Here is a 22,003-nt window from a genome sequence, read left to right as displayed (position 1 = left end):
CCGGCGGTGGTTCTTCGGGAGGCGGCGGCGCCAGCCGGTAGAAAGGAGGTATAGATTTGAGCGGAACAGTATTTTTGCTACAAAGAAGATTTAGGCGCATTGCTGTTTACCCACTGATTATTCTGCTGGGTTTGGCCCTCAACGTAGGTTCTGGCCCCGTTTTTGCTGACCAGGCCAAGATTGTTTTTATCCCTATAAAGGGAGAAATTGAACCGGGGATGGCCTCATTTGTGGAAAGAAGTCTTGACAAAGCTGAGCAGATGGGGGCCAAGAAGGTTGTATTTGAAATTGATACCCCGGGAGGTCTTATAGATTCAGCCCAGCGGATCAAGACGAGAATTTTTAATGCTCAAGTGCCGACGGTAGCCTTTATTAACGGAGAGGCCAAGTCGGCCGGGGTGTTAATTGCTTTGGCAGCAGAAGAAATTTATATGACTCCGGGTACTGCCATTGGAGCGGCGGAACCCGTTCCTAACAATCCGAAGATTTTGGCTTCCTGGCGGTCAGACCTGGAGGAAGCGGCCGAAGCCAGGGGGCGCAACCCAAAGATTGTTGCCGGCATGGCCGACAGAAATGTTGTTATCGAAAACATTAAAGAAAAAGGCGAGATTTTATCGCTTACAGCCAAGAAAGCAGTAGAACTGGGTATAGCGGATAAAATAGTGCCCGATAAACATGCCTTGTTGACAGAGCTGGCCCAAAAAGACGGGGTATATTATACCGCCGAAGAATACCGGCCGGGCTTTGGGGAAAGGCTGGCCTGGTGGATAATTAACCCCTTTATCAGCCCCATTTTATTGTTGATCGGCTTTGTGGGGTTAGTGATGGAAGCTTTTACCCTTGGCTGGGGAGTAGCCGGTACTGTTGGGCTTATTGCCCTAGGATTGTTTTTTGGCGGGCACATGATGGCCGGGGTATCGGGCTGGCTCGCGGTTTTGATCTTTGGCCTGGGCATAATTGCCTTAATGCTTGAAATATTTGTTATCCCGGGTTTTGGCGTAGCCGGTGTAATTGGCATAGGATTGGTAATCTGGAGTATTTTTCTCGTTTCGACCAGCCCACTGCAGGCTATTATCTCCCTTTCGGTAGCTTTTGCCGGCACCATAATTCTGTTATACGTGTTAATTAAAGTTATGGGCCGCCGAGGGATATTTGACAGACTTGTCCTGGGCCTTAAGCTTGACAAAGACACCGGGTATGTAGCGCCCAAAAAGGAACTGGAAAATTTACTGGGCCTGGAAGGGGTGGCCGTAACTCCCTTAAGACCTGCCGGAACAGCTGAATTTAGCGGGCAACGGGTAGATGTGGTTACCGAAGGAGGATTTATACCTGCCGGTAAAGCTGTCAAAGTTATTTTGGTTGAAGGAGGCCGCGTTGTGGTGCGGTCACTTGGAAATTCCAGTGAATAAGTTAGGAGAATTTTTAATTTAATTGCAAGGAGGTTAAATTAATGGAATTTGCTGGTATTGCTGCTCTGGTTCCCTTATTTTTCTTTGCCGTGGGCCTGATCGCCCTGGCCATCATTTTAAGTTTTATTCCTGTCGGGCTGTGGATTTCTGCTCTGGCGGCAGGGGTGAAAATCGGGATTATAACCCTGATTGGTATGCGGTTACGGCGGGTACCGCCGGCAAAAATAGTTAATCCCTTGATTAAAGCTGTAAAAGCGGGGTTAAATGTAACGGTTAATCAGTTGGAAGCTCATTACCTGGCCGGTGGTAATGTGGACCGGGTAGTTGATGCTTTGATCGCTGCGGAAAGGGCCAATATACCCCTTGCCTTTGAGCGGGCGGCAGCTATCGACTTGGCCGGTAGAAACGTTTTGGAAGCGGTACAAATGAGTGTTAACCCCAAAGTTATCGAAACACCTTTGATTTCAGCTGTAGCCAAGGACGGTATAGAAGTAAAAGCTATTGCCCGGGTAACAGTACGGGCAAACATTGACCGCCTTGTTGGCGGGGCTGGGGAAGAAACAATTATTGCCCGGGTTGGAGAAGGGGTTGTTACTACGGTAGGTTCTGCCGACAACCATAAGGCAGTACTGGAAAACCCTGACCTGATTTCGCAAACTGTTTTGGGCAAAGGACTTGATGCCGGGACAGCCTTTGAAATATTATCCATAGATATTGCAGACGTTGACGTTGGCCGAAACATCGGAGCACAGTTGCAGACTGACCAGGCCGAGGCTGATAAGCGGATTGCCCAGGCCAAAGCTGAGGAACGCCGGGCAATGGCGGTGGCCAAAGAACAGGAGATGAAGGCTGCCGTACAGGAAATGCGCGCAAAAGTTGTGGAAGCGGAAGCAATGGTGCCGAGAGCTTTGGCTGAAGCCTTACGTGAGGGTAAACTGGGGGTAATGGATTATTATAACCTGCAAAACCTGCTTGCCGATACTCAGATGAGGGATGCTATAGGCAAAATGGCGCCCAAAGGAGATGGCGCAGGTTCCGGCAACACTCCGCCTGTGGATAACAAATAAACGTATTGATGGTGCCCGGAAAGGGGGCGTTTAAATGGATGCATTGTTGTTGATAATTTTCCTGGCGTTTGTCTTCTTTAAGGTTTTAGGCAAAATGCCGGAAATAAAAGACAAACTTCCGAAAGATTGGGAACCGAAGAATTGGGGACCGGAAGGGTGGCCCCATGGTCCGAAGAGATGGCCTGAAATGTCGGAAAACTGGGGGTTTCCGTGGGAAGAACAGGACCCCTATGAAGAAGAGACGGATACAGAGGTGGGGAGAACAGAAAACCAACAGGCAAGTGGGCAAAGCGATGGTCGGGAGAGGGAAGTTCCTATTCGGCAGATGACCAAATATATAGATCAAAAATCCGAGCTGGAAGCAAGAAGCCAAATGATATCAAAGGACGCAGCAGGTGGCACGGAATCCCGGATGATGTACCAGGAGGGGCCACCCCCTGACGAGCATATTTTTCCGGCTGCCCAACAGGCAGCGAGACAGGATACAGAGGGCTATCCCCTTCTCAACAGCCAGGCATTGCTGAACGGCATAATTTTAAGCGAAGTGCTGCAGGTACCCAAATCAAAGCGCGGCCCACAAAGAAAAGGACTTTATGTAGTTAAAAACTAACCCCAAAGGCATGTTTACCCCTCCGCGTGCATAGAGATTATTAGTACAAGGAGGGGTTGTTTTATGTCGTGGAAAGACCAGAGAAGGCGCTTCGGCCAGCAATTTGCCAATTTTCTGGATATACCGAAAGATGTTCTTTTGGACCTGCCGAAAATTATTATGGTAGGTAATTTTCAGGTAATTATTGAGAATCATAAAGGTATCTTGGAATATACCGATACCCTGGTCAGAATTAATACCAGCATAGGAGAATATGCCATCACGGGAACAGACCTTTCCCTGCGTAGTATTTTGCCCGATGAAATTTCGGTAGAAGGTAAAATCGATGATATAAAAATTGGGGCATAGGGGAGGGAGACAAATGTTTTGGGTTAGATTTTGGTCCTATTTGATGGGTTACTTAACACTATTGGTGGAAGGTGAGGCCGTTGAAAAACTGGTTAACATGGCCGTCAGCCGGGGAATATACCTTTGGGACATCCGTTGGCTTGGTCCCCAGAAAATTCTGCTTAAAGCCAGGGTAAGCAGTTTTCGGGCTCTTCGGCATATCATAAAAAGAACGGGCGGCAAGATGAAAATAAAGAACAAAAAAGGGCTACCTTTTGCCACAGCAAAGGTATTGCGCCGGAAAATGATGGTAGTGGGGGCGCTGACCTGCGTGGCGGTATTGTATATTTTATCGTCTTTCGTATGGTTCATTGATGTGGCGGGAAACAAAAAGGTCTCGACGGACATCATATTAAAGACGGCTGAAAAGGCCGGCCTGTATACCGGAACAGCGAAATGGAAACTGGATTCCTCGGAAGTGGAAAAACGAATTAAGACCGAACTCTCCGGTATATCCTGGGTGGGTATTAATATTACGGGGACCAAAGCCATCATCAGGGTGGCGGAAAAGGTGACCCCGCCGGTAGAAGATGACAGGCCGGCGCATATAGTGGCCAACAAAACCGGTTTAATTGAAGAAGTGCTGGTTTTATCCGGAGTGGCTGCCGCAAAAGAAGGGGAAATGGTGAAAAAGGGCGATCTGCTCATTTCCGGCATTATTGAATCAGAGATAGAGGCGCCTATCAAAAAGGAAAATCCGGAACAGCTTTTGGAAGGTGAGAAACAAAAAGTTATCAGGAGGCGTTTTGTGCGCGCTCGGGGGATAATAAAAGCGAGGGTTTGGTATGACGGATATGGTGAAGCCCAGCTAAAAACCGTGAAAACGGTTGAGACGGGGCGTTATGTACGGAATATAGTGGTGAAACTGGGCCCAAAATCCATATCTATCCAGGGTAGCGCAAGGGTTCCCTTTAAGTCTTATATAAAGAAGGAAAAAGTCGAAAGACTGCCGGCCTGGAGGAATCTAAAGATTCCCGTCGAAGTACTTACAACGTATTACTATGAAACAAAGCCGGTAACGGAAAAGATAGCCTTTGGCGAGGCTAAGAAATTGGCCATACAGAAGGCCAAAAGCCAGTTTAAATTGCCGGCGCAGGTGAAACTACTAAAAGAAAAAACATATATCATAAAAACAAAGGAACCTGATCTGGTCAGAGTCAAGGTAATGGTGGAAACTTTGGAAAACATCGGTTCAGTGCGACCACTAACCCAAAACGAAATGAAATACGAAACCCTTGAAAAAAAACAGGAGGTTAGGCATAATTGATAACAAAGGTCGAAAAGAAAATTTCCATAGACGATGTAACGGATGCCAGAAATATTTTTGGTCACCATGACGAAAACATACGTTTTTTGGAAGAGACCCTGAATGTTGCAGTTGTGCTCAGAGAAAACCAGATTGTTTTTTCCGGTGATGAAGAGGCGGTCGAACAGGCGGCCCAAGTTTTTTTGGAAATGGTTGCTTTAAGCAATGCCGGCCAGAATTTAACGACGCGAGAGATCCAATATATTATTGGACTGGTGAAAAGCGGGCAGGGCAGGAAAATGCAGGAACTGGCCTCGGAGTTAATTATTGTTACCTTCCGTGGCAAACCGCTGCAACCTAAAACTCATGGGCAAAAGCAGTATATTGATGCCATTAAGCAGCACGATGTGGTATTCGGCGTTGGGCCTGCCGGCACAGGCAAAACCTACCTGGCGGTGGCTATGGCTGCCAAAGCTTTAAAAGAAAAAGCAGTAAACCGTTTAATTATCACCCGGCCCGCTGTAGAAGCGGGAGAGAAACTGGGGTTCTTGCCCGGCGACCTGCAGGAAAAAGTCAATCCTTATTTAAGGCCTTTATATGACAGCCTGTTTGACATTATCGGGCCGGATAAAACCAATAAATTTCTGGAAAAAGGGATTATTGAAGTTGCGCCTCTGGCCTATATGCGGGGGCGCACTCTGGACGATGCTTTTCTGATTTTGGACGAGGCCCAAAATACAACTCCGGAGCAAATGAAAATGTTTTTAACCCGGTTGGGCTTTGGTTCCAAAGCAGTTATAACTGGAGATATAACCCAGATTGATTTGCCCAAAGGGCAGCGTTCGGGACTCCTGGAGGCGGAACGGATTTTGAAAGACGTAAAAGGTATAGCTTTTCGGTATTTTGGCACCCAGGATGTTATGAGGCACCAACTTGTTCAGCGTATTATTCAAGCCTACGACCGGGCCGCGGAGCAGGGAGATTAGTTGGGAGTGACATGAATGGCTCTGAAGGAAAGTGTCCTTGACCTTCTGCAAAATAAACTGATTCCCGTTTTTAAAAATACCACCGTGAAAAAAGTCGGTATAGCTTTGGCTACTTTTTTTCTGGTTACGGTTATTTTGTCATTGAATTTTCTGCCTAATCGGCTGAATTTAAAGCCAGGTGACGTAGCCCCCAAAACTATCAAGGCTCCTCGAAGTATTGAATTTGAGGACAAGCTGAAAACACAGGCTTTAAAAAGACAGGCTGCCAACAGTGTGGGGAAAGTACACGACGAAGACCCCGATGCTTATGCGGCTACAATTGCTGATATCGACACTGCTTTCAATAAAATTAAATCTATTCAAGCACAAACTAATGCCGATCTTAACACTAAAGTAGAACGTTTAAGAACAGAATTGGGGCTGGACCTTTCACCGGCCGTTTATAAGGCATTAATTTCCTCCAATCCTGCCGTTTTGCAGGCATTGCATGAAAAAGTTAAAGGTATTGTAAATAAAGCCATGGAGGTAGGTATTTCTGAAGAAAATCTTGCGGCAGCCAAAAGCAGGTTGAACAGCGAAGAAATAGAACCCCTGAAGATTAGCGCCGAACAAAAGTCTTTTTTGATTTCACTGATAAACAATTATTTGCGTCCTAATTTCATTTATAATGAAGAAGCAACTAAAGCCAAGATAGAAGCCGCAGTAGAAGCGGTAACGCCTGTCAGGGTAACGGTGAAACAGGGAGAGAAAATTATCGGCGAGGGAGAAATTGTTACTCAGGACCATATCGCCAAATTGGAGGCCCTTGGCGTACTGAAAGATCGCGCGCCTTTTAAGTCAGTTGTGGGAATAGCTATCCTCGTTATCCTCTCCTTGATAATGGTCATGGTATTTTTATATCACTACAGGAGAAATATTTACCGCAATGAAGGTTACCTGTTGCTTTTGGGCCTGATAGTAATTGTTTCGTTGATATTGGCAAAAATAATTATTGCCATTGAAATTACCTCAAACATAGCGGCTTTACTGGGTTATATGGTGCCTTTTGCGGCGGCCGTAATGCTGATTGCCATTCTACTGGATACTAAACTTGCCTTGCTCATAAATGCCATCATGGCCGTAATGCTAGGGATCATCACCGGTAATCAACTGAATTTTGCAGTGGTAAGCCTTTTTACAGGTATGGCCGGAGTTTTCAGCGTTTCCAAGCTCAGTCAGCGTTCTGACCTGGTAAAAGCTGGGCTGGTTTATATCAGCGCTACTCATTTCATAGGGATTATTGCTGTTGAGTTGATTACTAAAGGAGAAACAGCTTCGGCATTATTAGTATTTTTCTCGGCTATTGCTTTTGGTTTAATCAACGGTATCTTTTCTTCCGTTTTAACTATCGGCATGTTGCCTTTTCTGGAAAGCGCTTTTGGTATTACTTCCGCTGTAAAACTACTGGAATTGGCCAATCCCAGCCAACCTCTGTTAAAAAGGCTTCTGCTGGAAGCGCCCGGTACTTACCACCACAGCATTGTTGTCGGGAATTTGGCGGAAGCTGCTGCAGACGCGGTAGGGGGGGAATCGCTTCTTGTCAGAGTAGGCGCTTATTACCACGACATAGGAAAGTTGAGGAGGCCGTACTTTTTTATCGAAAACCAGTTATCCTGTGAAAATCCACATGATAAAATAGCGCCCAGTTTGAGCACTCTTATTATCACTTCCCACACCAAAGACGGTGTGGAAATGGCCAGAGAGCATAAACTGCCCCAGCCTGTCATTGATATCATTGAACAGCACCATGGAACAAGCATAGTAAGTTATTTCTTTAACAGGGCTTTAGAAAATGATAAAAATGAAAGTGTCTCTGAGGAAGATTTTCGCTATGAAGGTCCCAAACCGCAAACCAAGGAAGCTGCTTTGGTTATGATGGCCGATTCCGTGGAAGCAGCAGTGCGGGCCCTGCAAAAGCCCACGCCGGGCAGGATTGAAGGCCTGGTCAGGCGGATAATAAAGGATAAACTCCACGATGGGCAGTTGGATGAATGTGATTTGACTTTTAAAGACCTGGATGTTATCGCCAATACCTTTGTGCGCGTTTTGTCAGGTATATTTCATGCCAGGGTAGAATATCCTGAAACAGTAATCAAGGAAATAGAGAGGAGAAAGGCCAGAGATGCCGGTTTACGTAAATAATTTGCAGGAAAAAGTGGAAGTGCCGCCCGAATTGGGCGAAACCATCGAAAGGGTTGCTAATGCCGTTTTGGAACAAAGCGAGTTTCCCGGCGCTGAAGTGGGCATAGTGCTTGTTGATGATGATTATATTCACCAATTGAACAAGCAGTACCGGGGTGTAGATTCTCCAACGGATGTCCTGTCTTTTGCCCTGATTGAAGACGGAGAAGAGGAATTTTTTGAAGAAGAAGACCTTCTTTTGGGTGACGTATTTATTTCCGTAGAACGGGCGCAAAATCAGGCAGCAGAATATGGACATTCTTTTACCAGGGAAATGGCTTATCTAACGGCCCATGGCATGTTTCATCTGCTAGGTTACGACCATAATACAGAGGAAGAACGGGATATCATGCGGGAGAAAGAAGAACAGGTATTAACCGGCTTAAATATCACCAGGTAAGAGATCAATTGACAGGAGCACGACATTATGAACAGTTTGTTAAAAAGGGTTAGTTTATGGGCCTTGATGGTAGTTTTGTTTTTATCTCTCTCGATTTATGGTACGGGCTGTTCAATAAAAGACAAAGGCCCCCTACCTTTTGCCATACAACAAAAGGAAGTGGAAAAACCGGGTAAAGAGAAGGATTCGGTTGTGCCCGATAATTACGTTCCGGCTCCGCTTACAGGGATAATGACTGACCCGGCTAACCTGGAAAAACGTCCCGTGGCTGTTATGGTGGAAAATGCCCCGGCGGCCAGGCCGCAATCAGGGCTGCCGAAAGCTGATATAGTTTACGAAGTATTGGCCGAGGGGGGCATAACCAGGTTTCTGGCTATATATCATTCACAGGACAGTGATAATGTGGGGCCTGTTCGCAGCGCGCGGCCCTATTATATCGAAAGAGCTTTGGAATATAATGCTCTTTATGCCCACTGCGGCGGCAGCGAAGATGCCAAAAAATTTGTTAAGACTGCACGGGTAGCAGATATGGATGAGTTTGGCATCGGCAGAAGAGGGGGAGCTTACTGGCGGATAAAAAGCCGCAAGGCGCCGCATAACTTATACGGAGATACGGACAAAATACGCCAAGTAAGCTTGGATAAGGGATATCAAGCCCATGTCCGGGTACCTGGATTTAGCTTCTTAAGTCCCGGTGAAAAACTGCACAACGGCCTCCCGGCCCCAGAAATCGTAATAAATTTTCCCCGCCGCTATAGTTTGGTTAAATATACCTATGATCCGAAAAAGAATCTTTATTTCAGGTATAACGGTGGCAAAGCCCATATTGACAACGTTACCGGTAGGCAGTTGACGGCCCGCAATATTATTATCCAATATACAAATACTAAGGTTATAGATGCTGAAGGTCGTCTGGATGTGCAAATGATTGGTAGCGGTAAAGCCCTGTTTTTCATAGATGGGCAAGTATACCGGGGCCGTTGGGAAAAAGGCGCCCTGCGTGCCTGGACGGTGTATAGAGACGAGCAAGGTAAAGAAATCAGGCTGCGGCCGGGGCAGACATGGATTGAGGTAGTTCCTTCAAAAACAAGAGTAGATTACTAGAGGAAAAACTAAACCACTGAGTATACTACCAATAATAAGCCATCAGCGGCAAGGTAACAGCTAATAACACTGTAATAGTGAAACAATAAGTGGCGACTTACAGTATCTAACCACAAAGTGGTAAATATTTTTTAAAATCAATAATTTTATCTGCAAAAAATTTAAAGTAAGAAAGTTGAATTAATTTTTAAAATACGTGAGGTTGGATAATGGACAAAGGTGTCTTTGAACGAAAAAAAATCGATGAATTAGTGAAGCATGCCCTGGAAGTTAAGGAAAGGGCTTATGCTCCCTATTCCAAGTTCCGGGTGGGGGCGGCTTTACTGACCGGTGACGGGCGGGTTTATACAGGATGCAATGTGGAAAATGCTTCGTTCGGATTGACCATCTGTGCCGAACGAAATGCCGTTTTCCGGGCAATTGCCGATGACTGCCGTGATTTTAAGGCTATCGCCATAGTTTCCGATGCTGATGACTACTGTATTCCCTGTGGCGCCTGCCGGCAGGTACTTGTTGAATTTTCCAGGGACTTAACGGTAATAATGGCCAATAACAAAGGAGATTACCGGTTAACAACAATCACGGAATTGCTTCCCGAGGCTTTTTCCGGCGATTCCGTAACTGGGGGTAGGTAAAATGGCGGAGGGTTTTAAGTCCGGGTTTGTAGCATTAATTGGTCGGCCTAACGTAGGAAAATCAACGTTGATGAATAAGTTTCTCGGCCAAAAGCTGGCAATTATGTCAGAAAAGCCGCAGACCACTAGGAATAAAATTAACGGTGTTTTAACCGGAGAAAACTACCAGGTGATTTTTTTAGATACGCCTGGCATCCATAAGCCCAAGCATAAACTGGGCGAATACATGGTTCAGGTGGCATATAATGCTTTAAAAGAAGTTGATTTGATTCTCTTTCTTGTGGAAGCAACGGAACAAGAGGTTGGGACCGGCGACCGATACATATTGGAACAGTTGCAGGAAATCAAGACGCCTGTGATACTGGTGATTAATAAAATTGACCTGGTACAGAAAGATGCTATTTTGCCTCTGATTGATGCTTATACTGCGCGAAAACAGTTTGCTGAGGTGGTGCCCGTCTCGGCGATTACAGGAGCGAACCTCCAGGCGCTTTTGGACAATATACTGAAATATTTGCCGGAAGGGCCCAAGTATTATCCTGATGACATGATTTCCGACCAGCCTGAACGCTTTGTAATGGCTGAATTAATTAGAGAAAAGGTGCTGGAGCTGACCAGAGATGAAGTTCCTCATTCCGTAGCTGTTGATATTGAAGAAGTAACTGCCAGGAAAAATGAGACTGTATATGTAAGGGCCGTAGTTTATGTGGAGCGGGAGAGCCAAAAAGGAATTATCGTCGGTAAAGGCGGCCAGATGTTGAAAAAAGTAGGAGCTTTTGCGCGACAGGATATAGAGAATTTGCTTGGCTCCAAGGTATACCTGGATCTTTGGGTAAAAGTGAAAAAGGATTGGCGTAACCGCGCCAATATCCTGCAGGGATTTGGTTATAAATTGGATACCTAGCCTATTGACATCGCCGGTAAATATTGGTAAATTTAATTCATGAATGATATTATTCATTATTTGGATATTTTCATAAACCGTAAGAAATTTTGCAGTTGGGTTGAACCATTGCCGATGTTATGCGGGTTTGATTATTTACGGTAGTCTTACCCTGCTCTTCTTTAAGTTTCTAATATAAGGTCAAAAAGGGTTTTGGAGTGCCGGACATTGGTTACAGATATAGCAGGGCCGGAGTGACAAACCAATGTAAGTTCAGGAAATCGTTTGTCTGATAAGCCGAACGAAGTCGATGACGTCTTCCTCCGTGGTATCGAAGGAAATCATCCAGCGCACTTCGGAAGTTTCTTTATTCCAGACATAAAAGAAATATTCCTGCTGCAGCGCCGGGATGAATTGCGGCGGCACAATGGCAAAAACAGCATTGGCCTGCACCGGTTGGGTGATTTTAATCTGCGGTATTTTTGATACTTCTTCTGCCAGTAGCTTGGCCAGTTTATTGGTATGGCGGGCGTTTCGCAGCCACAAATCATTGGACAGCAGGGCTTCAAACTGAGCTGCAATAAAACGCATTTTAGATGCCAGTTGCATGCCCTGTTTTCTTATATATGAGAAATTTTTATGCAGATTCTTATTAAAAATAACCACTGCCTCGCCGTACATCATCCCGTTTTTAGTGCCGCCGAAGGAAAGAATATCTACTCCCACGTCACGGCTAATCTCGCGTAGGGTAAGGTTTAGACTGGCTGCCGCATTAGCAAGCCTGGTGCCGTCCATATGCAGGAACATGTCATGGGTATGGGCAAAATCGGCGATGGTTTGGATTTCTCTCGGTTGATATACGGTGCCAAGCTCTGTTGACTGGGTTATCGAGATGGCTTTCGGTTGGCTGTGGTGCTGATTGCCGGCCAGGTGCAGAAATTTTTCAACCTGGTCAACTGTTATTTTACCGTTAGTCGATGGGATTGTTAGCAACTTACAGCCTGTAAATTTCTCGGGGGCGCCGCATTCGTCACAGTTAATATGAGCCGTATCGGCGCAAATGACTGCATTAAAGGAATCGGTGGCTGCTTGCAGACTTAGAACGTTAGCGCCTGTCCCGTTGAAGACAAAAAAGACTTCGATATCTTTTCCAAAATGTTCACGGAACTTGTTGAGGGCCGATGCAGTATATACATCATCCCCATAAGCTAGGGTATGGCCTTGATTGGCCTCACAGATGGCTTGCAGAATTTCCGGATGAACCCCGGAACAATTGTCGCTGGCAAAGTTTTTACTAATTTTTATACTAGTCATTTCAACAACTCCTTTTTTTGGTGATATAAGTAATGCCGGATAACTCCGGAGATATGGCTCGGGAACAACAATAACTTATATTCCACATTATGACGGCCAGTCCTGCCGCGATATATTTTTTAATTAATACCAATCCATACAAATATCACAGGATGCCGTATACTTAAAATTCTTGACATTTTTATATTTTAGATGCTAATATAAAATAAAATAAGATGTATAGACCAAAGGAAAATTGAAGTTCAGTTTAGTTGAGTAAAGTTAGAAAAAGAGATGAGAGGAGCTGAGATGAGGTTGGTGCAGTTAATTACCAGTACTCATTTGAGTGCTGGTTTTTTGGTTTCTGGCAGATTAATTTTATTGTGAACCCTGTGTCTGAGAAAATAAGCTGAAAAAACAATAAAGTATGGAGGCTTTAAGATGAAAAGGAAAGCAGTATTTAGTGTAATTGCTCTGATGTTTTTATTGAGCGCCATTTTATCCGGCTGTGGGGGGCGTTCTGAATCCGGTAAAGCTGAGAGCGATAAGCCTATCAAGCTTACATATGCCTTCTTTGCGCCGGCAAATACCTTCCCGGCGAAACAGATGGAAAAGTGGAAGGAAGAGGTTGAAAAGAGGACCAACGGTAAGGTTCAAGTTGAGCTGTTCCCAGGCGGTACCCTGCTTACCGATAAAAATATGTATGACGGTGTCAGGGACGGGGTAGCGGATATTGGCTTGTCATGTCCCACGTATGAACCGGGCCGGTTTGGTTTAATCGGTATTTCAGATCTGCCTTCCGGTTTCCCTAACTCCAAGGTATCCAGTCAGGTATTCTACGATTTGGTACGGGAGTTCCCGCCCGATGCTTTAAAAGATTATAAAATTATCGCTGCTTTTGCCACGGAACCTGCCCACCTAATGACTAAAAAGCCAGTCAAAAGTTTAGATGACCTCAAGGGGATGCAGATCAGGATTTCCGGAGCCCTCACTCCTGTTTTGCGGGACCTTGGCGCCACTCCGGTGGGCATGGGAATGGCCGAGGTTCCGGAAGCGCTGCAAACAGGAATCATTGATGGGCTTGTAAGCTCCCGCGAAGTCTTGAAAGACCTGAAACTGGCAGAATCACTGAAATATACCACCGATTACCCGCTGACAGTAACCAGCTTTATAGCTGTTATGAATAAAGATGTATGGGAATCCCTGCCACCCGATGTGCAGAAGGTAATTGACGAACTTGGCCCTGAAATGGCCAGGTGGACCGGTGAATACCACGACAACCATGTTCAGGAAGCCCTGAAATGGAGCGCCCGGGAATATGGCCTTCAAGTAGTGACCCTGTCCGAGGAAGAAAAGGCTAAATGGGACGCAAAACTGAAGCCTCTGCAGGATAAACTTGTTAAGGATTTGAAGGCCAAAGGCCTGCCGGCAGAAGAATACAGGAACAGGCTTTATGAACTTAAAGATAAGTATAGTAGAAAGTAAAAACAAAAGGCACCCTGCCTACCCCAAATAGGATCTGGGTGTCTGCACATTTTTGGGGGGGGGAAATTATGGCAAATCCTGACGAACGGTTGATTCCGTTGGAAAGTAAAACTAAGCTAACTAAAAGGGGGTTACTGGGCTATTTAGATCTTATTAATGTATATATCAATAAAAGCCTTGCCTGGATAGCGGGTATTAGCCTGCTTTTGATGGTATTTGTAGTTGTAGCCAATGCGGTTTCCCGTGAGGTATACAAACCATTTATAGGCACAACAGAACTTGTCGGGTGGTTGGCTGCCATTGCCCTTGCTTTCGGCCTGGGATTTACCCAATTGCAGCAGGGTTATGTTGAGATTGATGCTCTGGTTGAGCATTTTTCCCCGCTCCTCCAAAGAATCATTAAAAGCATAATGCTTTTTTTAAGCGCGTGTTTCTTCTTCATGGTATCATGGAAAATGGTTTCATATGCAATTAACGTGGCCGAAAATGGAAACGTCTCCGAAACCATGAAAATACCCTTTTATCCTTTAATATACCTGGTGGCTCTGGGCTTTACCGGCCTTACATTGGCTCTTTTTGTAGATTTCGTCAAAGAAGTGGTTGGGAGGGCTGGCGATGAGTGATATAACCATAGCATTAATTGGTCTTTTAGTATTGTTTTTTCTAATGATCCTCAGAATGCCGATAAGTTTTTCCATGTTTATAGTGGGGTTCGCGGGGCTTCTGACAGTAGCTTCTCCTAAGGCGGCCTTCAGTGTACTGACCGGAGACTTGTGGAATCAGTTTTCAAGCTATACCATGAGTGTTATACCCCTTTACATACTAATGGGAGAAATTATATTTCGGACGGGAGTTACCGAAAGCCTCTTTAAGGCGGCCTATAAATGGGTCGGGCACCTCAGGGGAGGTATGGCTGCTACCGTTGTGCTGGCCAGTGCGGGGTTTGCCGCTATATGTGGTTCCAACTCGGCTACTGCTGCAGCTATGGGGACAATGGCCCTGCCGGAATTGAAGAAATATAAGTATGATGAGAAGCTAAGTACCGGGTCTGTGGCAGCCGGAGGTACTTTGGGCATAATTATACCTCCCAGTACAGTGCTGCTGGTTATTGCATTGCAGACGGAACAGTCTGTTAAGCAGTTATTTGTAGCTTCGGTTATTCCAGGCATACTGTTGACTCTGCTGTTCCTTCTCACTATATTTTTCTTGTGTATGAAGTACCCCGAGATGGGGCCGGCGGGGCCGGTAAGTACTTTTAAAGAAAAAATGGTATCCATCAAAGGGGTTTTCCCTACACTACTGCTTTTCATCTTTGTTATAGGCGGGCTTTATAAGGGCTGGTTTACCCCAACCGAATCAGGAGCTTTTGGAGCTTTCGGGGCCATGGTGATTTCCCTTGCCATGGGTAAACTGAACTTCAGCAAACTCTCGGCTTCCCTGTTCGGAACCTTAAAATCCTCAACCATGGTTTTAACACTTGTTATCAGTGCCATGGTGTTCAGCAGGTTCCTGACCATAACCAGGCTTCCTTACGAGGTTGCTGACTGGACGGCCGCTTTACACGTACCTTCTCTTATTATCCTGCTGGCGATTCTCGGTATATATATTTTGGGCGGCGCCCTAATGGACGCCCTTGGTTTTCTAATTATTTCAATCCCTATTTTTTATCCCACTGTTATGGCTCTGGGATATGACCCAGTCTGGTTTGCCGTTCTTCTCTGCATTGTTACCAGCGCCGGGGCTATTACACCGCCCGTAGGAGTTACGGTTTTTGTGGTCAAGGGGTTAGCCCCGGAAACACCGGTGATGTCCATCTTTAAAGGAGCAGGGTATTTCCTTGTTGCTTATGCAGTATTAATTGCCCTGCTGATTGTATTCCCTGGGACAATAACTTTTATGTAATTGAGTTAATAATTTTTATGTAATTGGAATAATAACTTTTATTTAGTAAGTAAGGAAGGAAGGAAAGATATGGATGTAGCAGTATTGGGTGGTGGAAACGGAGCTTATGCAGCGGCAGCAGACCTTGCTGAAAAGGGACATAGAGTCAGATTGTGGAGGCGAGACATCACCGCCTTTAAATCGGTCCTTGAGAAACAGGCCTTATTTTTAAAAGGCTATAAGGGGCACCGGAAAGTCAATCTGGCGATGGCAAGTGACGATCTGGGCGCTGTTATCAGGGATGCGGAGTTGATTATGATCCCGCTTCCTGCTTTCACGCAAGATTCGCTGGTTAAGCGGCTTGCGCAGCACCTTAAGAATGGACAGGTAATCCTAATGACACCGGGTACCTTCGGTAGTTATATCATGGCCAAGGGGCTCATTGAAGAAGGATGCAGGGCCGAAGTGGTTTTTGCGGAAACGGGGACTCTTCCGTACCTGGCACGAAAACATTGCCCTGACACGGTGGCAATAACTGCCAGGGCAACTCGCCTGCCAACGGGAGTGTTCCCGGCGAACAAATCAGCTTATGCCTTTGATATTATAAAGAGGGCCTTTCCTGCAGTGGAGCCCCTGCAGGATGCCCTGGACGGGGCACTAATGAATGCCGGGCCCATTATCCACCCGCCACTTATCCTCCTTAACGCGGGCCCGATTGAACACTTTGACTACTGGGACATTCACAACGAAGGCACCCAGCCTTCCATACGTCGGGTCCATGATGCCCTCGACGCTGAACGGATTGCCGTTAGGGAGGCTTTAGGGTACGGGCCGCCCCACTTTCCTCTGGCAGACCACTATAATCCTGACGGAGAAGAGTGGATGTATGGCAATGCAGCCCATGAGAAACTGGTTGACAGCGCCGATTGGCGCGAATCCTTGGACCTGCTGAACCACCGCTACATGCGTGAAGATATCGCCTGCGGGTTGGCTTTGCTGGTATCAATTGCTGACTGGGTTGGGGTACCGGTACCTGTGGCTACCGGTCTTTTGAACATTGCGTCTGCAATTGTTGGGGAAAACCTGCGGGTGACGGGCCGGACCCTGGAAAACCTCGGGTTAAATCATTTATCCAGGGAAGAAATGAGGTTAATGTTGGATAAAGGCTTGCTCTATAAGGAAGTGCTTTTATGGATGACAGCAAAACAATCATAACTGTTGTTGGGGCCGGCCGCATGGGTACCGGTATTGCCCAGGTTTTTGCCTCCGCCGGGCATAATGTGAGGCTCTTGGATCTAAAAAAACGCTCACCCGGTGAATCTCGACAGGTTCTCTTAAAGGCCAGGGAGCAAATTGAGGCCACCCTTTCCTTACTGACGTCCCTGGGGGTCACCGATGAGGTAACAGCACAGGTAATTGCCGCCCGGGTAACGTACCATGGCCGGTCCCAGGCAAAAGAATCTTTAGAGGAGGCCGGGGTGGTTTTTGAAGCGGTACCCGAGATATTGGAAGCAAAGGAAGAAGTCTTTGCTGAAATATGCCGGCTGGTCTCCGGTGAAACAATAATTGCTTCTACCACATCTACATTTCTTGCCGATACGTTGGCTTCTTTTATAAAAGGGGCGGAGCGGTTTATGAATACGCACTGGCTGAATCCTGCTTACCTTATCCCCCTGGTGGAAGTCAGTCCTGCCCATGGTACTTCACCGGCAATGTTGGAGAAAATGATCGAACTTCTTGAATCCATAGGGAAGGTACCTGTGAAATGCGCGCCTTCACCGGGGTTTATCGTTCCCCGTATCCAGGCCTTGGCCATGAATGAGGCTGCCCGCCTGGTAGATGAAGGGGTAGCGGAACCAGAAGATATAGATAAAGCCTGCAGGGTGGGCTTCGGTCTTAGGTTTGCGGTTCTGGGACTGCTTGAGTTTATCGACTGGGGTGGAGGAGACACTCTTTATTATGCCGGCAACTATTTGGCAAAAGCCCTTAATTCGGAACGGTTTGCTCCACCGACAATAATCACTGAAAATATGGAAAAAGGGAAAATTGGGCTCAAAACTGGTCACGGTTTTTACAATTACAGGGGCAGGGATGTATCAGAGTATCAACGGGAAACGCTGCGGAAATTTGTTGACCTGCTGAAACATCTGGGCCTGCTGGCGCCGCCCCATGGAGGCAGGGATTAGGTAAAGCATTTTTTGGCCTCGTTAAAGAGAGGCGCCGTCAAGGCAAAGTTTTTCTACTGACAAAAAATCAAGTATGTGCTAAAATTAAATATAACAGCTAAAAGTATAGAAGAGTTTTGAGATGAGCCTAGCCTAGCCTGTCTTGATACACATTTTTAAATAGAATCTTGTGGCCAGGTCTTACCAAAAACCTGGCTTTTTCTATAATAGAGACAGATTAGAAAAATTACTGCTCGGGAGGAAACAATAATGACAAAAAAAAAGCTTCTGATGGGCAATGAAGCCATAGCCAGAGGCGCTGTTGAAGCAGGAGTCAAGGTAGCTGCCGCTTATCCGGGAACCCCTTCTTCGGAGGTTTTCTCTACCCTTGCTCGTTTTGCTAAAGAGTACGGTTATTATGCTGAATGGTCTGTAAACGAAAAAGTTGCGCTGGAAGTTGCTGCTGGCGCCGCGTATGCGGGGGCGCGCGCCATAGTTTCTATGAAACAGGTAGGTTTAAATGTGGCGGCGGACCCGTTAATGACTCTGGCTTATATAGGAATAAAAGGCGGGCTGGTTATAGTTGTGGCAGATGACCCGGGACCGCACAGCTCGCAAAATGAACAAGACACGAGAAAATTTGCCCAGTTTGCCAAACTGCCCGTATTCGACCCCTGTACTCCACAGGAAGCCAAGGACATGACTATTGCGGCCTTTGAACTTTCCGAACAGACTAAACTGCCTGTTATCTTACGGCCCACCACAAGAGTTTGTCATGTCTGCCAGGATGTAGTCATGGAGGAGGTCCCGAAAAAGGACCAGGCCTTTGTATTTGAAAAGGATCCTTCCTGGGTTATTTTCCCCAGTCTGGCATACCAAAAACACATCTGGTTAAACGAAATGCAGGAGGAGATTGCTGCTTCCTTTAATTATTCTCCTTTTAATAAATTAGTGTTGAAAAACCGTACAGGTGTGGTGACCTCGGGCGTGAGTTACAACTATGTGCGGGAAGCCCTGGCCCAACTGGGACAGGAGGTTTCCCTGCTTAAGGTTGGTACGCCTTATCCCCTGCCGGAGAAGCCCGTGCTGGAATTGCTACGGAATGTAGACAGGCTGATTGTTATCGAAGAACAGGAACCCGTGGTGGAAGACCAGATCATTAAAATAGCCTGGAAAAATAAACTTAATCTTTCCATCAGCGGTAAAAATGATAAACTGGTGCCGCGGGAAGGGGAGTTGAATGTCGATAAAGTACGCGCTATCCTGGCCGGGTTTCTTGGGGTGGAAGATAAAACAACGGCGGAACAGAGCCCGCCGCCTCCGCTGCCGGCAAGGAACCCTGTCTTGTGCGCCGGGTGTCCGCACCGCGCTTCCTTTTTTGCGGCGAAAGAAGCTGTCAAAGGGAAACCTGCTGTTTTTGCCGGCGATATTGGCTGCTATACCCTTGGCGTAGCGCCGCCCCTGAATGCCATGGATACCTGTTTATGTATGGGTGCCAGTGTGACGATTGCATCGGGTTTGTCCAAAGTGGAATCCGGGGTCAAACACCTGGCCTTTCTGGGAGATTCGACCTTTTTCCACACCGGTTTGGCGGGACTGGTTAATGCCGTATATAATAACGCCGATATTACTTTGGTAGTTTTAGATAACAGCACCACGGCCATGACAGGGCACCAGCCCCATCCCGGACTGCCCTGTACGGCTACGGGTGTGAACGATAAAGTTATCAGTATTGCGGAAGTTTGCCGGGCTTTGGGTATAAGCCTGGTTAAAGAAGTCGATCCATACAACCTGGCTGAAGCAGTGGATGCTGTCAGGGAGGCTGTTGACTTTACAGGCCCTGCTGTTGTCATCATGAAACGGGAGTGTGTTTCCCTGGTTAAGCCTGCGAAAATTTGCTGGGTTACTGATAAATGTGTTGGTTGTAAAGTTTGTATGAACAAACTTGGTTGTCCTGCCCTTGTTCCTGCAGGCGAAAAAGTAATTATCGGAGCAACTTGTACGGGGTGTGGTGTTTGCCGGCAGGTTTGCCCGGCTGATGCCATAGAGGAGGTGGCAAAGTGAGCCAGGATATTGTAATTGCCGGAGTTGGCGGCCAGGGGACAGTCCTGGCTTCCCGGATAATTGCGGAAGCAGCCATTTTGGCCAACCAGCCTGTATTTACGTCTGAAACCATTGGTATGGCTCAGCGGGAAGGCTGTGTGACAAGCAATGTCCGTATTGGGGAACCCCTGTATGGCGCGGTCATCCCCGACGGTAAAGCGGATGTTTTAATAGGATTTGAACTGGCCGAGACAGTCAGACTGCTGCCCAAGCTCAAGCCGGGCGGGACGGTTATAGCCAATGCTACTAAAATTGTTCCGGTGTCAGTGGCGACTGGAAAATCTGTTTACAATGAGGCCCAACTTAGCGAGTACCTTAACGAATGGCCCGGAAGCTGTTATATTTTTGACGCTTCCCGCTTAGCTGAGGAAGCCGGTAGTTTTAAAGCTGTAAATATAGTTATGCTGGGAGCCCTTTCCACACTACCCGACCTGCTTTTTACTTCCGAACAATTGTTGGAAGCAATTCTGGCCATGGTACCGCCAAAAACAACAGAAATAAATGAAAAAGCATTTCTTGCCGGCAGGCAAGCCTTGGGAGGGAGTTAAATGGCAATAAACAGAGATGCCATCCAAACAGAAAAGCTCAATTTTGAGGATATTACCAAATACCAGGAGGAAAAGCTGCAGGCTTTGGTGCAGCGGCTGTTCAGAAACTCTCCTTTCTACCGCGAAAAACTAAGTCAGGCCGGTATTAAACCGGACGACATACGAACCATCCGGGATTTGGAAAGCGTGCCCATGACTGATAAAGGAGAACTTCGCAACGGCTACCCGTTGGGGTTGATGGCCGTGCCGGAAGAAGACGTGGTCAGGATTCACTCTTCCTCGGGGACCACAGGGAAACCGATAATCGTCCCTTACACGCAAAAAGATGTCATAACCTGGGCGGAGCTGATGGCTCGCTGCCTGGCTATGGCTGGAGTAACTAACCGTGACCGGGTGCAGATTACTCCCGGCTATGGGTTATGGACAGCCGGCATCGGCTTCCAGGCCGGGGTAGAACGCCTTGGGGCAATGGCTATACCCACGGGGCCCGGAAATACGGAAAAACAACTGGAAATGATGGTGGACATGGGAACCACAGTTATTATCGGTACATCGTCTTATGCTTTGCTGCTGGCCGAGGAGATTCACCGCCGTGGATTAGGGGATAAAATCAAACTGCGTATTGGTGTAATCGGTTCCGAACGGTGGAGCGACAAGATGCGCTCACGTATTGAGGAATACCTGCATATCGACAGTTTCGATATTTATGGCCTAACTGAAATTTACGGACCCGGCATCGCTATAGACTGTCCGTACCATACGGGTCTGCATTTCTGGTCTGACCACCTAATTTTCGAAATTATTGACCCTGACACGGGTAAACAACTGCCCCCCGGCGAACAGGGCGAACTGGTTATTACTACCCTGACCAAGGAAGGTATGCCTTTATTGAGGTACAGGACTCATGACATTACCAGAATTTTTGTGGAGAAGTGTCCTTGTGGCAGTCTGTATCCCATGATCGACAGGGTACTGGGCAGAACTGATGACATGATTAAGGTTAAGGCTGTAAATATTTACCCCGGCCAGATTGATGATGTCCTTAAGCTTACGCCCGGAGCTTGCAGTGAGTACCAGATTATTTTGACCCGTAAAGATGCCAAAGACCAGATCCTGATTAAGGTGGAGGCCGAACCGGGCGCTAGCCTCGAGCAGGTTGCCGGTGAATGCAGGAAAAACATAAAAGCGCGGATCGGCATTCTGGCCGATGTGGAGGCGGTACCAAGAGGTACTTTGCCCAGGTCGGAGAAAAAGAGCAAGCGGGTATTTGATATGCGGGATGTTTAAAGGCTGTTAGTTATGGGACACTCCCTGTATATAGCTTATTCTAAAAGTGAAATTTTAATTAGCTTCTGAAACCATAGAGCCTCCCAAAGAAGACATTTCAAGTAATGACTTCTCTGTGGTAAACTATCTCCGTGCGCAGCTCCGGAGCAACGTTTGTTTCACCGGGCAGCGGCTCCTATTTTTCTTTCTCCCCTCCTACGGCAGGATAGGGAGGGTTCTCCGCCTACCGTTTGGGAGCGACTGCGCCCGCAAACCCGCTGCCGGGCAGGCAGGGAATTCCCGTATGTTCGAAGA

General features: G+C 46.8%; 20 protein-coding genes. 19 read left to right on the top strand and 1 reads right to left on the bottom strand.

The features are described from left to right. Positions 1 to 56 precede the first annotated feature (56 nt). The 11 genes from Tfer_RS14790 (at position 57) to era (ending at position 10,968) form a co-directional block, all read left to right on the top strand. Positions 57 to 1,409, top strand: coding sequence for an NfeD family protein (locus tag Tfer_RS14790; RefSeq protein ID WP_052219064.1), 1,353 nt, complete (start codon positions 57 to 59; stop codon positions 1,407 to 1,409). 41 nt (positions 1,410 to 1,450) lie between these two features. Next, entirely contained in the window at positions 1,451 to 2,476 is a 1,026-nt protein-coding gene (floA, locus tag Tfer_RS14785; protein ID WP_052219063.1) for a flotillin-like protein FloA, read from the top strand. 34 nt (positions 2,477 to 2,510) lie between these two features. After that, on the top strand, positions 2,511 to 3,086 hold the full coding sequence (locus Tfer_RS14780; RefSeq protein WP_052219062.1) for a hypothetical protein: 576 nt from the start codon (positions 2,511 to 2,513) through the stop codon (positions 3,084 to 3,086). Between the two features lie 63 nt (positions 3,087 to 3,149). After that, positions 3,150 to 3,434, top strand: coding sequence for a sporulation protein YqfC (gene yqfC, locus Tfer_RS14775; protein ID WP_013121262.1), 285 nt, complete (start codon positions 3,150 to 3,152; stop codon positions 3,432 to 3,434). Positions 3,435 to 3,447: 13 nt separating this feature from the next. Further along, positions 3,448 to 4,740 carry a sporulation protein YqfD gene (gene yqfD / locus Tfer_RS14770; RefSeq protein ID WP_052219061.1) on the top strand — a complete coding sequence of 431 codons (1,293 nt, stop codon included), beginning with the start codon at positions 3,448 to 3,450 and terminating at the stop codon, positions 4,738 to 4,740. Next, entirely contained in the window at positions 4,737 to 5,705 is a 969-nt protein-coding gene (locus Tfer_RS14765; protein WP_013121260.1) for a PhoH family protein, read from the top strand. The genes yqfD and Tfer_RS14765 overlap by 4 nt, the downstream gene beginning before the upstream one ends. 15 nt (positions 5,706 to 5,720) lie before the next feature. After that, positions 5,721 to 7,886 carry an HD family phosphohydrolase gene (locus tag Tfer_RS14760; RefSeq protein WP_013121259.1) on the top strand — a complete coding sequence of 722 codons (2,166 nt, stop codon included), beginning with the start codon at positions 5,721 to 5,723 and terminating at the stop codon, positions 7,884 to 7,886. After that, positions 7,867 to 8,325, top strand: coding sequence for an rRNA maturation RNase YbeY (gene ybeY, locus Tfer_RS14755; RefSeq protein ID WP_052219060.1), 459 nt, complete (start codon positions 7,867 to 7,869; stop codon positions 8,323 to 8,325). The genes Tfer_RS14760 and ybeY overlap by 20 nt, the downstream gene beginning before the upstream one ends. Before the next feature lie 27 nt (positions 8,326 to 8,352). After that, positions 8,353 to 9,429, top strand: coding sequence for a DUF3048 domain-containing protein (locus Tfer_RS14750; RefSeq protein WP_052219059.1), 1,077 nt, complete (start codon positions 8,353 to 8,355; stop codon positions 9,427 to 9,429). 209 nt (positions 9,430 to 9,638) lie between these two features. Next, positions 9,639 to 10,064, top strand: a complete 426-nt coding sequence (gene cdd / locus Tfer_RS14745) for a cytidine deaminase (RefSeq protein WP_052219058.1) — start codon at positions 9,639 to 9,641, stop codon at positions 10,062 to 10,064. Between the two features lies 1 nt (position 10,065). Continuing rightward, a complete protein-coding gene (era, locus tag Tfer_RS14740; RefSeq protein ID WP_052219057.1) occupies positions 10,066 to 10,968 on the top strand; it encodes a GTPase Era in 903 nt (300 codons plus the stop codon). Positions 10,969 to 11,220: 252 nt separating this feature from the next. On the opposite strand, the gene Tfer_RS14735 is transcribed toward era, so the two are convergent. Next, positions 11,221 to 12,261 carry a threonine aldolase family protein gene (locus Tfer_RS14735; RefSeq protein WP_052219056.1) on the bottom strand — a complete coding sequence of 347 codons (1,041 nt, stop codon included), beginning with the start codon at positions 12,259 to 12,261 and terminating at the stop codon, positions 11,221 to 11,223. A gap of 420 nt (positions 12,262 to 12,681) precedes the next feature. On the opposite strand from Tfer_RS14735, the gene Tfer_RS14730 reads away from it, so the two are divergent. The 8 genes from Tfer_RS14730 (at position 12,682) to Tfer_RS14695 (ending at position 21,709) form a co-directional block, all read left to right on the top strand. Beyond that, on the top strand, positions 12,682 to 13,725 hold the full coding sequence (locus Tfer_RS14730; RefSeq protein ID WP_052219055.1) for a TRAP transporter substrate-binding protein: 1,044 nt from the start codon (positions 12,682 to 12,684) through the stop codon (positions 13,723 to 13,725). A gap of 68 nt (positions 13,726 to 13,793) precedes the next feature. Next, positions 13,794 to 14,348, top strand: a complete 555-nt coding sequence (locus Tfer_RS14725) for a TRAP transporter small permease (protein WP_052219054.1) — start codon at positions 13,794 to 13,796, stop codon at positions 14,346 to 14,348. Next, complete coding sequence (locus tag Tfer_RS14720) at positions 14,341 to 15,627, top strand: TRAP transporter large permease (RefSeq protein ID WP_052219053.1); 1,287 nt, start codon at positions 14,341 to 14,343, stop codon at positions 15,625 to 15,627. Before Tfer_RS14725 ends, Tfer_RS14720 begins: the two co-directional genes overlap by 8 nt. Before the next feature lie 69 nt (positions 15,628 to 15,696). Continuing rightward, positions 15,697 to 16,821, top strand: coding sequence for an NAD/NADP-dependent octopine/nopaline dehydrogenase family protein (locus Tfer_RS14715; RefSeq protein WP_052219052.1), 1,125 nt, complete (start codon positions 15,697 to 15,699; stop codon positions 16,819 to 16,821). After that, the gene (locus Tfer_RS14710) at positions 16,797 to 17,792 is read left to right on the top strand and encodes a 3-hydroxybutyryl-CoA dehydrogenase (RefSeq protein WP_052219051.1); all 996 of its coding nucleotides are present in this window, start codon (positions 16,797 to 16,799) and stop codon (positions 17,790 to 17,792) included. The genes Tfer_RS14715 and Tfer_RS14710 overlap by 25 nt, the downstream gene beginning before the upstream one ends. A gap of 249 nt (positions 17,793 to 18,041) precedes the next feature. Beyond that, positions 18,042 to 19,835, top strand: coding sequence for an indolepyruvate ferredoxin oxidoreductase subunit alpha (gene iorA / locus Tfer_RS14705; RefSeq protein WP_052219050.1), 1,794 nt, complete (start codon positions 18,042 to 18,044; stop codon positions 19,833 to 19,835). Further along, the gene (locus tag Tfer_RS14700) at positions 19,832 to 20,422 is read left to right on the top strand and encodes an indolepyruvate oxidoreductase subunit beta (protein WP_052219049.1); all 591 of its coding nucleotides are present in this window, start codon (positions 19,832 to 19,834) and stop codon (positions 20,420 to 20,422) included. Before iorA ends, Tfer_RS14700 begins: the two co-directional genes overlap by 4 nt. Then, on the top strand, positions 20,423 to 21,709 hold the full coding sequence (locus Tfer_RS14695) for a phenylacetate--CoA ligase family protein (protein ID WP_200901048.1): 1,287 nt from the start codon (positions 20,423 to 20,425) through the stop codon (positions 21,707 to 21,709). The last annotated feature ends 294 nt before the right edge of the window (positions 21,710 to 22,003 follow it).

Source organism: Thermincola ferriacetica (assembly GCF_001263415.1).
In the GTDB taxonomy this organism is placed as follows: domain Bacteria; phylum Bacillota; class Thermincolia; order Thermincolales; family Thermincolaceae; genus Thermincola; species Thermincola ferriacetica.
Note: the sequence above shows the minus strand (reverse complement) of the source record. Positions and strands in the feature narration are given on the sequence as shown.